The organism is Haloferax mucosum ATCC BAA-1512 (assembly GCF_000337815.1).
In the GTDB taxonomy this organism is placed as follows: Archaea; Halobacteriota; Halobacteria; order Halobacteriales; family Haloferacaceae; genus Haloferax; species Haloferax mucosum.
Map to the genome: position 1 here is coordinate 774845 of NZ_AOLN01000018.1, position 13691 is coordinate 788535.

The window sequence follows — 13691 nt, forward strand, 5'->3', positions numbered from 1 at the left end:
GTCGCTTCATTCGACGGCAACGCCGGAGGTTTATATTGCGCCCGCGAACGACCGACCATGACAGCACTCGTGACCTTCGGCGAGACGATGCTTCGCCTGTCGCCGCCGCGCGGTGAGCGACTCGAAACGGCCCGCGAGTTCGAAGTACAGGCCGGTGGAGCCGAAAGCAACGTCGCCGTCGCCGCGGCCCGACTCGGCCGCGATGCCGCGTGGTTCTCGAAGCTCCCCGACTCGCCGCTCGGTCGGCGCGTCGTCGGCGAACTCCGAAGCCACGGCGTCGGAACCGACGCCGTCGTGTGGAGCGACGACGAGCGACAGGGCGTCTACTACCTCGAACACGGCGTCGCGCCCCGCCCGACCAACGTCGTTTACGACCGCACCGACGCCGCCGTAACGACGCTTTCGGTTGCCGAACTCGACCTCGACCCCGTCCGAGAGGCCGCGGTCTGTTACACGAGCGGCATCACCCCGGCGCTCTCCGAGACGCTTCGAGAGACCACGACCGACGTGCTCGCGGCGGCACAAGACGCCGGAACGACGACCGCGTTCGACCTCAACTATCGGTCGAAACTCTGGTCGCCCGAGGCGGCCGCGGCGGCTTACCGCGACCTGTTCGACTCGATAGACGTGCTCTTTGCCGCCCAACGGGACGCCGAACTCGTTCTCGGGCGCGACGGCGACGCAGAGTCAGTCGCTCGCGGACTGGCCGCCGACTACGATTTCGAGACGGTCGTCGTCACCTGCGGTGCGGACGGGTCACTCGCCTTCTCGGACGGCGACGTGTACGAACAGGGCGTCTACGAAGCAGAAACGCACGACGCTATCGGAACCGGAGACGCCTTCGTCGGTGGCTATCTCGCAAAACACCTCGACGGCGGCGACGTCGCCGAGTCGCTCCGGTGGGCCGCGGCGACGGCCTCGTTCAAACGAACCATCGACGGCGACATCGCAGTCGTCACACCCGAAGACATCGAGCGAGTCATCGCCGACGAGGGCGACGGCATCTCGCGGTGAGCCACGACTTACGTTGGGAAGATTGGATATATAAAGACAATAATGATTTTCCATTTCTATTAAACAGGTAGATTGAAATTAGGAACGATGATAGTTTGCGTCAGTAATGGCGTCATTATCGTTCGAACCGCTGACGTTTGATGACATTCACGAGGACGAACGGCCCTCGCTTTTGCAAGCGGCGGTCCCCGTCATCGGGATGCTCGTCTTTCTAAGCGTCGGGGTCATTTGGCTCGGCCTCGACCCGCAGATTCCGCTTCTGTGGGGCATCATCTTTACCGGGTTGGTGGGTCGGTATTGGCTGGGTCTTCCGTGGTCACGTCTCTCAGAGGGCATCCGTGACGGCATCAACATGGGGATGTCGGCGCTGTTGATTCTCCTCGTCGTCTACATGCTCATCTCGACGTGGACTGCCGCGGGGACCATTCCCGCGCTCATCTACTACGGGTTGGACCTCCTCTCGCCGGTCGTGTTCCTGCCCGTCGCAACGTTGCTCTCGGCAATCGTCACCTTCGCCATCGGCTCGTCGTGGACGACCGCGGCGACCCTCGGTGTGGCGTTCATCGGCATCGGGTCGGGTCTCGGCATGCCCAACGCGATGACCGCCGGTGCCGTCCTCACCGGCGCGTACACCGGCGACAAGGTGTCGCCGTTCTCGGACACGACGAACCTCGCGGCGGCCGTGACGAACACCGAGTTGATGACCCACGTGCGGACGATGCGCGTCGGAACGAGCATCGCGCTCGTCATCTCGCTCGTCGCGTACACCGCGCTCGGACTCACCGCGAGCGGGAACATCCCAGTCGGTCGAATCGCGCAGATTCAGACGGCAATCGACGGCGCGTACACCGTGACGCCGCTGGTGTTCGCACCCCTCGTCGTCACGTTCGTTCTCGCGCTTCGCGGCTACCCCGCGTTGCCGTCGATTATCGCAGGCGTCGTCGTCGGAACGCTGACGCAACTGTTCGTACAGGGACCGGTCACCATCGACACCTTCGTCAACACGTGGTCCGTCGCCTTCGCGGGAACGTCACCACAGACCGGCGTCGAAACGGTCGATTCGCTTCTTTCCTCCGGCGGGTTACTCGGCTCGTCGTGGACGATGACGGTCATCATCGCGTCGCTGTCGCTCGGAGGCATCCTCGAACGGACCGGCTGTATCGCCGTCATCGCCCACAACCTCCGTCGGATTCTCACGTCGGTCACGTCGCTGACCATCGGCACCGCCACCTCGGCGCTGGCGATGAACGCCATCGCGGCCGACCAGTACATGAGTCTCGTCGTCCCCGGTATGAGTCTCCGCGGCCTGTACGACGAGTTCGACTTGGAGAGCAGAAACCTCTCGCGCGCCATCGAATCCGCCGGGACGACGACGAGCGCGCTCATCCCGTGGGGAACCGGCGGCGCGTACATGGCTGACGTGCTCAACGTTCCGACGCTCCAGTACGCTCCGTACTACTTCCTCGGCTACCTCTCGCCCATCATCCTTGTTTTGATGGGGCTGACCGGCTGGCGCATCACGAAACAGGGGTCCGACACGCAAGCGGGGCTTCGCGGCGCGGTCGCGTCGCTCGGCGACGACGACTAACCACGCGACAAGACACGCTCCCAGCCGGTACCGGACCGGCAAGCGTATTTTGATTCGCCCAGTAGCCGCGGGCATGGAGGTCACGACGGCCGGGCGGTTCAGAGTCTATCGAAGCCCACACACGCGAGACGAACTTCTCTTGCTCGAACTCCCCGACGAGACCGTCGATTGGACCGACCCCGACGCCGCGGCCGACACGGACGACGCCTTTTCGCCGACGTACGTGCCGCAGACCGGATACGACGATTCCCTCGCTGAGACCGTCTCGGCGCTCGAACCCGGAAACGTAGTCGAAGCGACCCTGACGTGGGACGACGGCAACCCGCGGTTCGCCGACGCGTCGCGCACCGACCGGACACGGTTCCGGTTTGTCGGGGCCGCGACGGGTCTGTTCGAGGCCGCCACAGAGACGTGGAATGCGACCGCGGAGGGCGAGGCAATCAGCTCTCGCGTCACCTACGGCACCGACGGCGACCCGAACGCCGTCCTCTACACCTTCGCCAAACAGTCCGGCGCGCGCGACCTCTTCGAGGAGTTCGCCGACGGACTGCTCCCGCTCGACCCGCTTCTCGCTCGTCTCGACCACGAGACCAGCGACGATTCGGAATTCGAACTTCCCGACGCTTCCCGCGAGGTGTTCGTCTTGCGCCCGCTGGACGAGTCGTTCGTCCTCGTCGCTATCGCGTTCGACAGAGACGGACTGTTCGCGGAGACGATGCGCGACACGTACTGCTGAGTTAGTCCCAGTTCGGTTCGACTCGGGCGGTCGGTTCGTCGCCGGCGAGCACGCGCTTGATATCCGACGCGGTCTGTTCGTTCACCTCGGCTTTGGCTTCAACCGAACACCACGCCGCGTGCGGTGAGAGCACGGCGTTTTCCAGTTCGCGGAGCGGCGACCCTGCTGGAAGCGGTTCGGTCTCGAACACGTCGAGTCCGGCCGCCGCGATGTCGCCGTCGCGGAGAGCGTCGGCCAGCGCCTCCTCGTCGATGACCGCCCCGCGGCCGGTGTTCACGACGATAGTGTCGTCGTCGAGCGCGTCGAAGGCGTCCGAATCGACCATTCCACGCGTCTCCGGCGTCTCCGGGGCGGTAACGGAGAGATAGTCGGCGCGGTCGTAGAGCGCGGCGAGTGAGACGCGCTCGACGCCGTGGTCGTCGAGGACCGCGTCGTCAACGTACGGGTCGTGAGCGACGAAATCGAGACCAAACCCGGAACACAGCTCCGCGGTTCGCTGTGCGATAGCTCCGAACGAGAGGAATCCGAGCGTTCGACCTCGCATGCGATGGAGGTCGCGGCCGGGAGTCGCGGGCCAGTCACCGGCGCGAACCGCACGGTCGTAGGTCGGAGTCGCGCGGAGACACGACAACAGGAGCGAAACGGTGTGTGTCGCCACCTCGTCGGTGCAGTACGACGGAACGTTGGTGACCACCACGTCGTGTGCCGCGGCCGATTCGACGTCGATGTTGTCGTACCCGACGGCCGCCCGCGCGACGACTCGCAGGTCGAGTTCGGCGAGCGCCGCGGCGGTGACGGGCGTGTTGATATCGGTGACCACCGCGTCGGCGTCGGTCTCGCGGCACGCATCGACCAGCGCCGTCTCGGACCCCAGTTCTGCGACGCTCACCTCGACATCGTCGCCGAGAACCTGACGGTGGTGCTCGGGGTCTATCATGTGAAAGTCGCTGAGCACGACGTGGGAACTCATATTCGAGTGAATAATTTCATCGAGAACACTTGATTGTGTCTCGGGTTCTCGGCAGTTGGGACGCCGGCCACGAACGCGGTCGAGTTCGCAGAACTGAGAACGGTGCGTTACGAACCGGAGACGGACGACGGGAAAACGAAGTGCGACGACAGGCGGACCCGGTCTCCGCCGAGCCGACTCACCGACGAGGCGTTCGTCCCGTGCTGTACGCGACTGGCTTTCGTTTCGCGCGTCGAATCAGTTTTCTTGTGACCACCGCTGGTAGAGCGCCGACCCGCCGAGGACGGCAAAGACCACAGACGAGAGGACCGGCGCGCCGACCGCAGAGATGACGGGAACCTCGACGACGACGGCGATCATGAGAACGAGTCCGAGCGCGGCGAGCGCGGCGTAGTACTCACTCCACGACAGTTCCCCTTCCGGGACGACTTCCATGTAGACCGTGATATCGGCCGCCTCAGCCAGTGAGACGACTTTCGACTCTTCGTCGTAATCGACGATGTCGAGTTCGACGAGCTTCGGGATGTGTGTTTGCTGGAGCGAGACGTATGCGCTCTGGCGGATGTTTCGCGGCGGCGGTGATTCGCCCGTCTCGGCTTCCGCGATTCGCTCGGAGAGTTCACGAAGCGTCAGGTCCCCGTCCTGCAAGAATTCGATTGCCATCCGACGGCGGTCGTTGCTCAGTACCTCGTGGATTCGGGTCTCAGAGAGTCCGGGTTCGGATGTTGTCGCCATACGAGGATTCGATTGATTTGTGACTGGTCGCTTCTCCTATATCAACAGTTCGTCTTTGTTATCTCTACTGAAAACGGCGAGGGTTTCCGGATGGCAACAATCGCCTGACAGCTTCTGGATACGAGGGTCGAATCGTCCGGTAAGTCGTCGCAGTCGCCCGCACTAATGAGTAGTATCTGATACAAATCTCGTCGCCGCGAGGAAACAATCGACTGGACGGCGATGCCAATATTTATTATATATTTGTACCTGTCTTAATATATGACCGTTGTCAGCGTTTCCATGCCGGAAGAGCTTCTGGAGCGCATCGACTCGTTCGCCGGTGAGCACGGCTATACCGGACGGAGCGAGGTCGTCAGAGAAGCGGCGCGAAACCTCCTCGGCGAGTTCGAGGACAAAAAACTCGAAGACCGCGACCTCATGGCCGTCGTCACCGTCATCTTCGACTACGAGACGACGGCGGTCGAAGAGCGAATGATGGGTCTCAGACACGAGTACGAAGGACTCGTGAAATCGAACTTCCACAACCACGTCGGCAACCACTACTGCATGGAACTGTTCGTCCTCGAAGGCAAGCTCTCGGACATCTCGACGTTCGTCGGGAAGATTCGGGCGACCCGAGACACCCTCAGCGTCGATTACTCGGTGATGCCCGTCGATGAGTTCACGGGCATCGTCGAAGAGTAACCGCGGAGTGTTTCAGTCGTCGTTGCCGGGGGCGACGCCCTCGGGCGCGCCGACGTCGGACTTGCCGAGCATGTTCTCGCGGAGGTCCGCTTCGATAGCCTCCAGCGACCGCCCTTTTGTCTCCGGAACGAACACGTAGGTAAACGCGAGCGCAACCGCGCTGAGCGCCGCGTAGACCCAAAACGTCCCCGCTTTCGTTATCGCGCCGACCATGACCGGGAAGGTAAGCGACACCGCGAGGTTCGCAACCCAGTTGAAGACGGTCACGACGCCCATAGCGGTCCCGCGGACCTTCAGCGGGTAGACTTCAGAGATGAGAAGCCAGAACACCGGTCCCAGACCGATGGCGAAAAACGCCACGTAGAGCATCAGACTCCCCGTCGCAATCCAGCCGACGAAACCGGACAGGCCGGGGAGATAGAACGCCGCGCCGAGTCCGGCGAGCGTGAGCGTCATGCCTGCGAGACCAACCGATAGGAGCGGCCGACGGCCGGTCCGGTCGATGAGGACGACCGCGACGATGGTCATGACGACGTTGACGACGCCGATACCGACCGTTGCGAGGATGGACGCCGAGGACTCGAAGCCGGTCGATTCGAGAATCGTCGGGGCGTAGTAGATGACCGTGTTGATGCCGGTGACCTGCTGGAGAACCGCGAGACCGACACCGACGAGGAGCGCCGGGCGCATCCACGGTTTGATGAGGTCGCGCAGGCTCCCGTCTTCCTTTTCGATTGTCGCTTCGATTTCGTCGAGTTCCGCCCGAATCTGCTCGTCGGTTCGCGTCTTCGAGAGGACGTCGCGCGCCTCGGACACGCGGTCGTGTTCGACTAGCCAACGCGGGCTTTCGGGCATGAAAATCATCCCTGCGGCGAGGATGACCGCCGGGACCATCCCGGTGCCGAGCATCCACCGCCACTGGCCGCCGTCGGCGAAGGCGTAGTTGACGAAGTACGACGAGAGGATACCGACGGTGACCGCGAGTTGGTTCAGCGAAACGAGCGACCCGCGAATCTTCGGCGGGGCGATTTCGGAGAGATACAGCGGGCCGACGATGGACGCGAACCCGATTGCGACGCCGTCGATGAGTCGTCCGAGGACGAGTACTTCGACTGTCGGTGCGATGGCCATGACCAACGACCCGACGAAGAAGACGACGGCGCTAACGAGGACGAGTCGTTTCCGACCCCACCGGTCGGCGAGGTAGCCTCCGAGCGCGGCACCGAGTGCGGCACCAGCGAGCGCACCACTGACGACGATACCCTCCACCAACGAACTCATTTGGAAGGTGTCGTTGATGTACAGGAATGCACCGGAGATAATCCCCGTGTCGAACCCGAATAAGAGTCCATTGAGCGCGGCGAGCGCGGCTGTCACGTAGACGAACCGGTTTCGACCACCACCACCGGATGAGTCAGTATCGTCTATCATAAATCGTACTCGACCGTGACATTCTGGCTCCTCATTTAGAAGCCCTCCGACATATAATCAATATTTTTATATTATAATTTTCGTCAAAACAGAATCAAAAATCGCCATACATAGACGAGTTATACTCGATACAACGAGTAGAATTCAGACCCACATATAATTTTCTAAAAATGATTACAATTTATACTACAAACTGAGTAAATTCTCATTCGTGTGTGACGAGAAGGCTCATCACGTCGCGGTGACGACACCCCGATGATGAGCGACGCCGTTCCAATCGTCATCTACACGCGAACGCAGTGTCCGCTCTGCGACGAGGCGAAAGCGACTATCAGAGAGGTCGCCGAGACGACGGCGATTCCGGTCGATATCGAACTCGTGAACGTCGAAACCGACCCGGAACTACAGTCGAAGTACGGCGAGCGAGTGCCGTACGTCTACGTCGATGGCCGTCCCGCGTTCAAATTCGAGGTCGAACCCGAGCGACTCCGGGAGAAACTGCTCGCGGCGCAAGCGTAGGCTCCGTTTCGGTGTCGAGGTGTGCCCGTGAGCGATATCACCGCACGAATGATTATGACTCTCGTTACCATATGTAACTCCGGTGGGTCTCGTGGTGGAACTCAACGAACTCGAACCGAACGTGTACGAAATCGAGCGAACCGGAAAGATGCGCGTCCCGGCTCGCGCCTACGGTTCGGAATCGCTCGTCGAAGGGATGCAAGAGCCGGACGACCGCGCGCTGACGCAGATTCAAAACGCCGCGGCGCTTCCGGGCGTCGAGAAGTTCACACTCGTCCTTCCCGACGGGCATCAGGGCTACGGGTTTCCCGTCGGCGGCGTCGCCGCGGTTGACGCTGACGACGGCGTCGTCTGTCCGGCCGCCATCGGATACGACATCAACTGCGGCGTTCGACTCCTGCGGACCGGTCTCTCGTACAAAGACGTCGTGAGCGAGCAGTCCATCCTCGCCGACCGCCTCAACCAGACGATTCCCACGGGACCCGTCGCGGGCGGCTATGTCGACGCGGACATCTCCGACGTACGCGGCATTCTCGAAGACGGATTGGAGTGGATGCACTCGAACGGGCACGCCACGCGGGCCGACCTCGACCACTGCGAGGAACACGGGCGACTGCCGAGCGATCCGAACGCGGTGCCGACCGAGGCACTCAAACGCGGCGTCAGTCAAGTCGGGTCGCTCGGAGCCGGAACCCACTTCGTCGAAGTCCAGCGCGTGACCGACGTGTACGACGACGAGACCGCCGCGGCGTTCGGACTCGGCACCGACGACGTAGTCGTGATGATTCATTCCGGATCGCGCGGCGTCGGCCACCAGACGTGCGCGCACTACATCCGCGCGTTCGAACGCGAGTACCAGTCGCTCTCAGCGTCGCTTCCTGACGAACAACTCGTCTACGCGCCGCTCGGCGACGACCTCGCAGACGAGTTCCGTGGGGCGATGAACGCCGCCGCCAACTTCGCGTGGGCGAACCGACAGGCGATAACCGAGGCGGTCCGCGAGGTGTTCGACGTGCTCTTCGGCGCCACCGGACTCGAAGTCGTCTACGACGTCTGCCACAACATCGCCAAGGAGGAACGACACGCCGTCAACGGCGAGATGCAGACGCTTCTCGTCCACCGAAAAGGCGCGACACGCGCCTTCCCAGCGGGCCGACCCGAGGTCCCAGAGGCCTACCGCGCCGTCGGCCAACCGGTCTTCATGCCCGGAAGTATGGGGTCGCACTCGTACGTGCTCGCCGGCGGTCCGGAGTCGCTCGAACGGAGTTTCGGGTCGGCGGCTCACGGGGCCGGCCGCCGCAAGTCGCGGACCGAAGCCGCGAGCGAATACTCAGCCGGCGAACTCAAGAAAGCGCTCCGCGCTCGCGGTATCTTCGTCCGGGCGCGCTCCGCTGAGGCGCTCACCGAGGAAGCGCCCGGCGCGTACAAGGACATCGACGAAGTCGTCCGCGTCAGCGACGCGCTCGGCATCGGAACCAAAGTCGCCCGCACGGTTCCGCTTGCGAACGTCAAGGGGTGAATTGCCGTGAACGAGACTGACAATTTCGCGCTCGGCCGCCGAGCCGAAACCGGCCGTCGCGGGCGTACTCCTATCATCTCGGCGCACCACTAGACGCGTATGGAAGCTGATAGAGACCTCCTCCAACACGCCCGAAACCAACTCGACGGGTGGATTTACACGGCTCGTGACCGGGCCTACCGAGAACTCTTCGCCGGTGACGACGCCGCGGTCACGGCCGAGGAGCGACAGCTTCTCGACGATATCGACACGGAACTCGTCGCTGACGGCGGCGACGGGTTGTGGGGGGTAGACGAGTACGCAATCGTTCCCGGCCATCCGAAGAACCACCCCCTTTCTGTCGTCTGCACCAGACACCCGAAGATTCCGTCGGAGTGGTCACGCGGCGGCGACAGTCTGACCGAACCCGAGCGCGAACAGTTCAACGACCTCCTGTGGGACTACTGCGAGCGCGTCCGTCGATATCTACAGACCGAAGTCGATGCGTTCGTCGTCGATGGCGGCCCAATCGAAGAGTAAGCGAGTTTCACGACGACAGCCGTCGTTGGGGACGAAGAGAGCGCCGTGTCCCGATGGCACGACAGAAACTGTCCCGATGGCCAAACAGAAAGAACCAATCGGGCGAACGCGAGTGTCTGCCAAGTTATTTTGGGCGATTCTGACGCCGTGAGAACGTATCACTGATTCAAGCCATCGGCACCCGTAGATGACGACCATGAGCGATGCAGATTCGTTTGGAGCCATCCGCGAATTCGAACACGATGGCACCACGTACAAGATGGCTGACTTGACGGTCCTCGAAGAACAGGGCCTGTGCGACCTCGACAAGCTTCCCGTGAGTATCCGTATTCTACTGGAATCGGTTCTCAGGAACGTTGACGGCGATATCGTGACCGACGAGGACGTTCGAAATGCCGCGTCGTGGAACCCCGAGGTCCCCAACGTCGAAGTACCGTTTACACCCTCGCGGGTCGTATTACAGGACTTGACGGGCGTTCCCGCGGTCGTTGACCTCGCGGCGCTTCGCTCCGCGGCGGACCGCGCCGGTGAGGACCCGAAACTCGTCGAACCCGAAGTCCCCTGTGACCTCGTCATCGACCACAGCGTACAGGTCGATTACTTCGGCACGCAGGACGCCTACGAGAAGAACGTCGAACTGGAGTACGAGCGCAACGCCGAGCGCTACAAGGCGCTCAAGTGGGCACAGAACGCCTTCGACAACTTCAGCGTCGTCCCGCCAGGAACCGGCATCGTCCACCAGGTGAACCTCGAACACCTCGGGCGAGTCGTCCACGACCGCCAGTGGCGCGACGACCAGTGGCTCCTGCCCGACACGCTCGTCGGCACGGACAGCCACACACCCATGATTGGCGGCATCGGCGTCGTCGGCTGGGGCGTCGGCGGTATCGAGGCCGAAGCGGCGATGCTCGGCCAGCCGATTACGATGAAGCTCCCCGAAGTCGTCGGCGTCAAACTCGAAGGCGAACTGCCCGAGGGTGCGACCGCGACGGACCTCGTCCTGCACGTCACCGAACAACTCCGCGAGGTTGGCGTCGTAGACCGTTTCGTCGAGTTCTTCGGTCCCGGTGTCGGCAACCTCTCTGTTCCCGACCGAGCGACCATCTCGAACATGGCACCCGAGCAGGGTTCGACTATCAGCGTCTTCCCGGTAGACGAAGCCACGCTTGACTACCTCGAACTCACCGGCCGCGACCCCGAACATATCGAACTCGTCCGGGAGTACCTCGACGCACAGGGTCTTTTCGGCGAGCAACACCCCGAGTACACCGAGACCGTGGAGGTGGACCTCTCCGCGGTCGAACCGAGCCTCGCCGGGCCGAAGCGCCCACAAGACCGCGTCCCGATGGGCGACATGAAGTCGCACTTCCGTGGTCTCGTCCACCGCGAGTTCGAAGACGACCTTGGCAACGTGGACGATGTCGAACTCGAACGCTGGATTGGCGAGGGCGGCCGAACCGACGGCGGTGCCGCCGCTGTCGAAGCCGACGCCGACCTCGACCCGCTGACGAAACACGTCGAAATCGACCTCGGTGACGGCGAAACAGCCGAAATCGGCCACGGAAGCGTCGTCGTCAGCGCGATTACGAGCTGTACGAACACCTCGAACCCATCCGTCATGGTCGCCGCGGGTCTCCTCGCCCGCAACGCACTTGAGAACGGTCTCGACGTGCCGAACTACGTCAAGACGAGTCTCGCGCCCGGAAGTCGCGTCGTCACGGAGTACCTGAAGAAGGCCGACCTACTCCCGTATCTGGAGGACCTCGGCTACGACGTCGTCGGCTACGGCTGTACGACCTGTATCGGCAACGCCGGGCCACTTCCCGAACCCATCGAGAAGGCCATCGACGACCACGACCTGTGGACGACGAGCGTCCTCAGCGGCAACCGTAACTTCGAGGCGCGTATCCACCCGAAGATTCGCGCGAACTACCTCGCTAGCCCGCCGCTCGTCGTCGCCTACGGTCTCGCCGGACGGATGGATATCGACCTCGAAACCGACCCGCTCGGCACCGACGAAGACGGCGAGCCGGTCTACCTCGCCGACATCTGGCCGGACACGACGGAAGTCCAAGAGACGATTCACGACAGCATCGACCCGTCGATGTTCCGCGAGAAGTACGCCGAAGTGTTCGAAGGCGACGAGCGCTGGGAGGCGCTCGAAGCCCCGACCGGTGACGTGTACGAGTGGGACGACGAATCCACCTACATCCGCGAACCGCCGTTCTTCAAGGACTTCCCGCTCGAAGAACCCGGGGTCTCGGACGTCGAAGACGCCCGCTGTCTCCTGACGCTCGGCGACACCGTCACGACCGACCACATCAGCCCCGCCGGACCGTTCGGTCCCGACCTCCCGGCAGGCCAGTGGCTCATGGACCACGGCGTTGACCCCGTAGACTTCAACACCTACGGTTCCCGCCGCGGCAACCACGAAGTGATGATGCGCGGGACGTTCGCCAACGTCCGCATCGAGAACCAGATGCTCGACGACGTGGAAGGCGGCTACACCATCCACCACCCGACAGGCGAGGAAACGACCGTTTTCGAGGCGAGCGAACGCTACCGCGAGGAAGACACCCCACTCGTCGTCCTCTCGGGCGTCGAATTCGGAACCGGTTCCAGCCGCGACTGGGCGGCCAAAGGCACGGACCTCCTCGGTGTGAAAGCGACCATTGCCGAGAGCTACGAGCGTATCTACCGCGACAACCTCGTCGGCATGGGCGTCCTGCCGCTCCAGTTCGAAGACGGTGACTCGTGGGAGTCGCTCGGTCTCGACGGCTCTGAGCACTTCGACATCCGCGGCCTCGACGATGGTCTCGAAGTCAACGACGAACTCACCGTCGTCGCGGAGAAAGACGACGGAACGGCCATCGAGTTCACCGTGACTGCACAGGTCGGCACCCCAGCCGCAGTGAAATACGTCGAAAACGACGGCATCCTCCACTACGTCCTGCGGCGGTTGTTGACGCAGGACTGAGGATGCTTCCGGCGAGGTGAAGACTCGACGAGCATGAAACGTCTCGGTCTGCCTCCGCGCTCCGACGCGAGCGCATCTTCATGCTTTCTGGCGGCGTAGTTCGTGTAGTAATGTCCACAGTCACATCCACCGTCCGACCAACTCGGTCAGTGCTCGCCCGGCGCGGTCTCACGGCCGTCGTCGTCTCCATCGCTGGGAATGGGCTTCTCTTGGCGCTGGTCCTCGCAAGTGGTGTCGTACAGCCGTTCATGCCGCTTTCGTACCCGCCGGTGTTGTTCCTCTCTGCGGTGGGGGCTATCGGGGCGGCGCTCGTGTATGGAGTGCTCTCGCAACGCGTCGAGAGCCCAGACAAGACGTTCCTGCGAGTCGCAGTCGCGGCATTGGTGTTGTCGTTCCTCCCGGATATCGGCCTCCTCTTCGGCGACCCGCAGGCGACGATTCCGGGCGTGCTCGTGTTGATGGCGATGCACGTCGTCGTCGCCGCCGTGTGCGTCGGGACGCTGACGCGGGTTGGACGTGCGCGTAGGAGCGCCTAAACCGGTGGCTCGATAGGGTGAGAAGGGTCGAGTGGCGTGACATCGTCCCTCAAATACATATTATTTCCATGTTCTTTTGATGCTACTGTTGCAACTACACGGAGTATCAACCGAGTCGATAACAGGACCGTATGGGCCCCATGGGGTTCGAACCCATGACCACCCGGTTATGAGCCGAGCGCTCTGACCAGACTGAGCTAGGGGCCCGCAATCGGTTCTTTTCTTTGGGTCCTCTTATGTCTTATTAGAAGTCGCCGCCAGCGGGCGACCGAGGCGAGTCACTCGACGAGGAACCACGGCAGAAGCGCCGCCGCCAGGACTCGAACCTGGGACCACCTCGTTAACAGCGAGGTGCTCTACCAACTGAGCTACGGCGGCTCTCACTCCTGTGTACCGAGGACGTATTGAAGTGGATTTCGTTTCGCTTCGAGTTCGAATCACCGCCGAGTGTGGAGAAAAA

The 13691-nt window shown here is 62.6% G+C and carries 12 protein-coding genes and 2 tRNA genes; 9 read left to right on the forward strand and 5 right to left on the reverse strand.

The features are described 5' to 3' along the window. Nucleotides 1-57 precede the first annotated feature (57 nt). From kdgK1 to C440_RS16595, 3 genes are all read left to right on the forward strand, one after another. Complete coding sequence (gene kdgK1 / locus C440_RS16585; protein ID WP_008321832.1) at nt 58-1014, forward strand: bifunctional 2-dehydro-3-deoxygluconokinase/2-dehydro-3-deoxygalactonokinase; 957 nt, start codon at nt 58-60, stop codon at nt 1012-1014. A 106-nt stretch (nt 1015-1120) separates the two neighbouring features. Beyond that, nucleotides 1121-2602 (forward strand): arginine/ornithine antiporter ArcD, encoded by a 1482-nt coding sequence (arcD, locus tag C440_RS16590; protein WP_008321833.1) that lies wholly within the window; start codon nt 1121-1123, stop codon nt 2600-2602. Nucleotides 2603-2675: 73 nt separating this feature from the next. After that, nucleotides 2676-3338, forward strand: a complete 663-nt coding sequence (locus tag C440_RS16595) for a DUF6663 family protein (RefSeq protein ID WP_008321834.1) — start codon at nt 2676-2678, stop codon at nt 3336-3338. Between the two features lies 1 nt (nt 3339). Here C440_RS16595 and C440_RS16600 read toward each other — a convergent pair whose 3' ends face one another. Together C440_RS16600 and C440_RS16610 are read right to left on the reverse strand one after the other, a co-directional pair. Next, nucleotides 3340-4308 (reverse strand): C-terminal binding protein, encoded by a 969-nt coding sequence (locus C440_RS16600; RefSeq protein WP_008321835.1) that lies wholly within the window; start codon nt 4306-4308, stop codon nt 3340-3342. A 237-nt stretch (nt 4309-4545) separates the two neighbouring features. Continuing rightward, complete coding sequence (locus tag C440_RS16610; protein ID WP_008321837.1) at nt 4546-5043, reverse strand: DUF7344 domain-containing protein; 498 nt, start codon at nt 5041-5043, stop codon at nt 4546-4548. Nucleotides 5044-5304: 261 nt separating this feature from the next. Between C440_RS16610 and C440_RS16615 the strand changes: the two genes are divergently transcribed. Then, the gene (locus C440_RS16615; protein WP_008321838.1) at nt 5305-5730 is read left to right on the forward strand and encodes a CopG family ribbon-helix-helix protein; all 426 of its coding nucleotides are present in this window, start codon (nt 5305-5307) and stop codon (nt 5728-5730) included. Nucleotides 5731-5742: 12 nt separating this feature from the next. Here C440_RS16615 and C440_RS16620 read toward each other — a convergent pair whose 3' ends face one another. Continuing rightward, on the reverse strand, nt 5743-7161 hold the full coding sequence (locus tag C440_RS16620) for a sugar porter family MFS transporter (RefSeq protein WP_008321839.1): 1419 nt from the start codon (nt 7159-7161) through the stop codon (nt 5743-5745). A 258-nt stretch (nt 7162-7419) separates the two neighbouring features. Here C440_RS16620 and C440_RS16625 point away from each other — a divergent pair, with 258 nt between their 5' ends. The 5 genes from C440_RS16625 to C440_RS16645 all read left to right on the forward strand — a co-directional run bounded on the left by C440_RS16625 (nt 7420) and on the right by C440_RS16645 (nt 13231). Then, nucleotides 7420-7680, forward strand: coding sequence for a glutaredoxin family protein (locus C440_RS16625; protein ID WP_049915971.1), 261 nt, complete (start codon nt 7420-7422; stop codon nt 7678-7680). An 82-nt stretch (nt 7681-7762) separates the two neighbouring features. Further along, nucleotides 7763-9199 (forward strand): RtcB family protein, encoded by a 1437-nt coding sequence (locus tag C440_RS16630; protein ID WP_008321841.1) that lies wholly within the window; start codon nt 7763-7765, stop codon nt 9197-9199. 99 nt (nt 9200-9298) lie between these two features. After that, nucleotides 9299-9718, forward strand: coding sequence for a DUF7539 family protein (locus tag C440_RS16635; protein ID WP_008321843.1), 420 nt, complete (start codon nt 9299-9301; stop codon nt 9716-9718). A 196-nt stretch (nt 9719-9914) separates the two neighbouring features. Next, the gene (gene acnA, locus C440_RS16640) at nt 9915-12695 is read left to right on the forward strand and encodes an aconitate hydratase AcnA (RefSeq protein WP_008321844.1); all 2781 of its coding nucleotides are present in this window, start codon (nt 9915-9917) and stop codon (nt 12693-12695) included. A gap of 110 nt (nt 12696-12805) precedes the next feature. Continuing rightward, nucleotides 12806-13231, forward strand: a complete 426-nt coding sequence (locus C440_RS16645) for a DUF6069 family protein (RefSeq protein WP_049915939.1) — start codon at nt 12806-12808, stop codon at nt 13229-13231. A 132-nt stretch (nt 13232-13363) separates the two neighbouring features. On the opposite strand, the gene C440_RS16650 is transcribed toward C440_RS16645, so the two are convergent. Together C440_RS16650 and C440_RS16655 are read right to left on the reverse strand one after the other, a co-directional pair. Continuing rightward, nucleotides 13364-13438 (reverse strand) — tRNA-Ile (locus C440_RS16650). A 98-nt stretch (nt 13439-13536) separates the two neighbouring features. Next, nucleotides 13537-13609: transfer RNA gene (locus C440_RS16655), tRNA-Asn, on the reverse strand. Between the last annotated feature and the right edge of the window lie 82 nt (nt 13610-13691).

Coding starts and splice junctions, on each gene's coding strand:
- kdgK1 (WP_008321832.1), top strand. CDS start 58: ATGACAGCACTCGTGACCTTCGGCGAGACGATGCTTCGCCTGTCGCCG.
- C440_RS16620 (WP_008321839.1), bottom strand. CDS start 7,161: ATGATAGACGATACTGACTCATCCGGTGGTGGTGGTCGAAACCGGTTC.
- C440_RS16610 (WP_008321837.1), bottom strand. CDS start 5,043: ATGGCGACAACATCCGAACCCGGACTCTCTGAGACCCGAATCCACGAG.
- C440_RS16615 (WP_008321838.1), top strand. CDS start 5,305: ATGACCGTTGTCAGCGTTTCCATGCCGGAAGAGCTTCTGGAGCGCATC.
- C440_RS16595 (WP_008321834.1), top strand. CDS start 2,676: ATGGAGGTCACGACGGCCGGGCGGTTCAGAGTCTATCGAAGCCCACAC.
- C440_RS16625 (WP_049915971.1), top strand. CDS start 7,420: ATGAGCGACGCCGTTCCAATCGTCATCTACACGCGAACGCAGTGTCCG.
- C440_RS16645 (WP_049915939.1), top strand. CDS start 12,806: ATGTCCACAGTCACATCCACCGTCCGACCAACTCGGTCAGTGCTCGCC.
- acnA (WP_008321844.1), top strand. CDS start 9,915: ATGAGCGATGCAGATTCGTTTGGAGCCATCCGCGAATTCGAACACGAT.
- arcD (WP_008321833.1), top strand. CDS start 1,121: ATGGCGTCATTATCGTTCGAACCGCTGACGTTTGATGACATTCACGAG.
- C440_RS16635 (WP_008321843.1), top strand. CDS start 9,299: ATGGAAGCTGATAGAGACCTCCTCCAACACGCCCGAAACCAACTCGAC.
- C440_RS16600 (WP_008321835.1), bottom strand. CDS start 4,308: ATGAGTTCCCACGTCGTGCTCAGCGACTTTCACATGATAGACCCCGAG.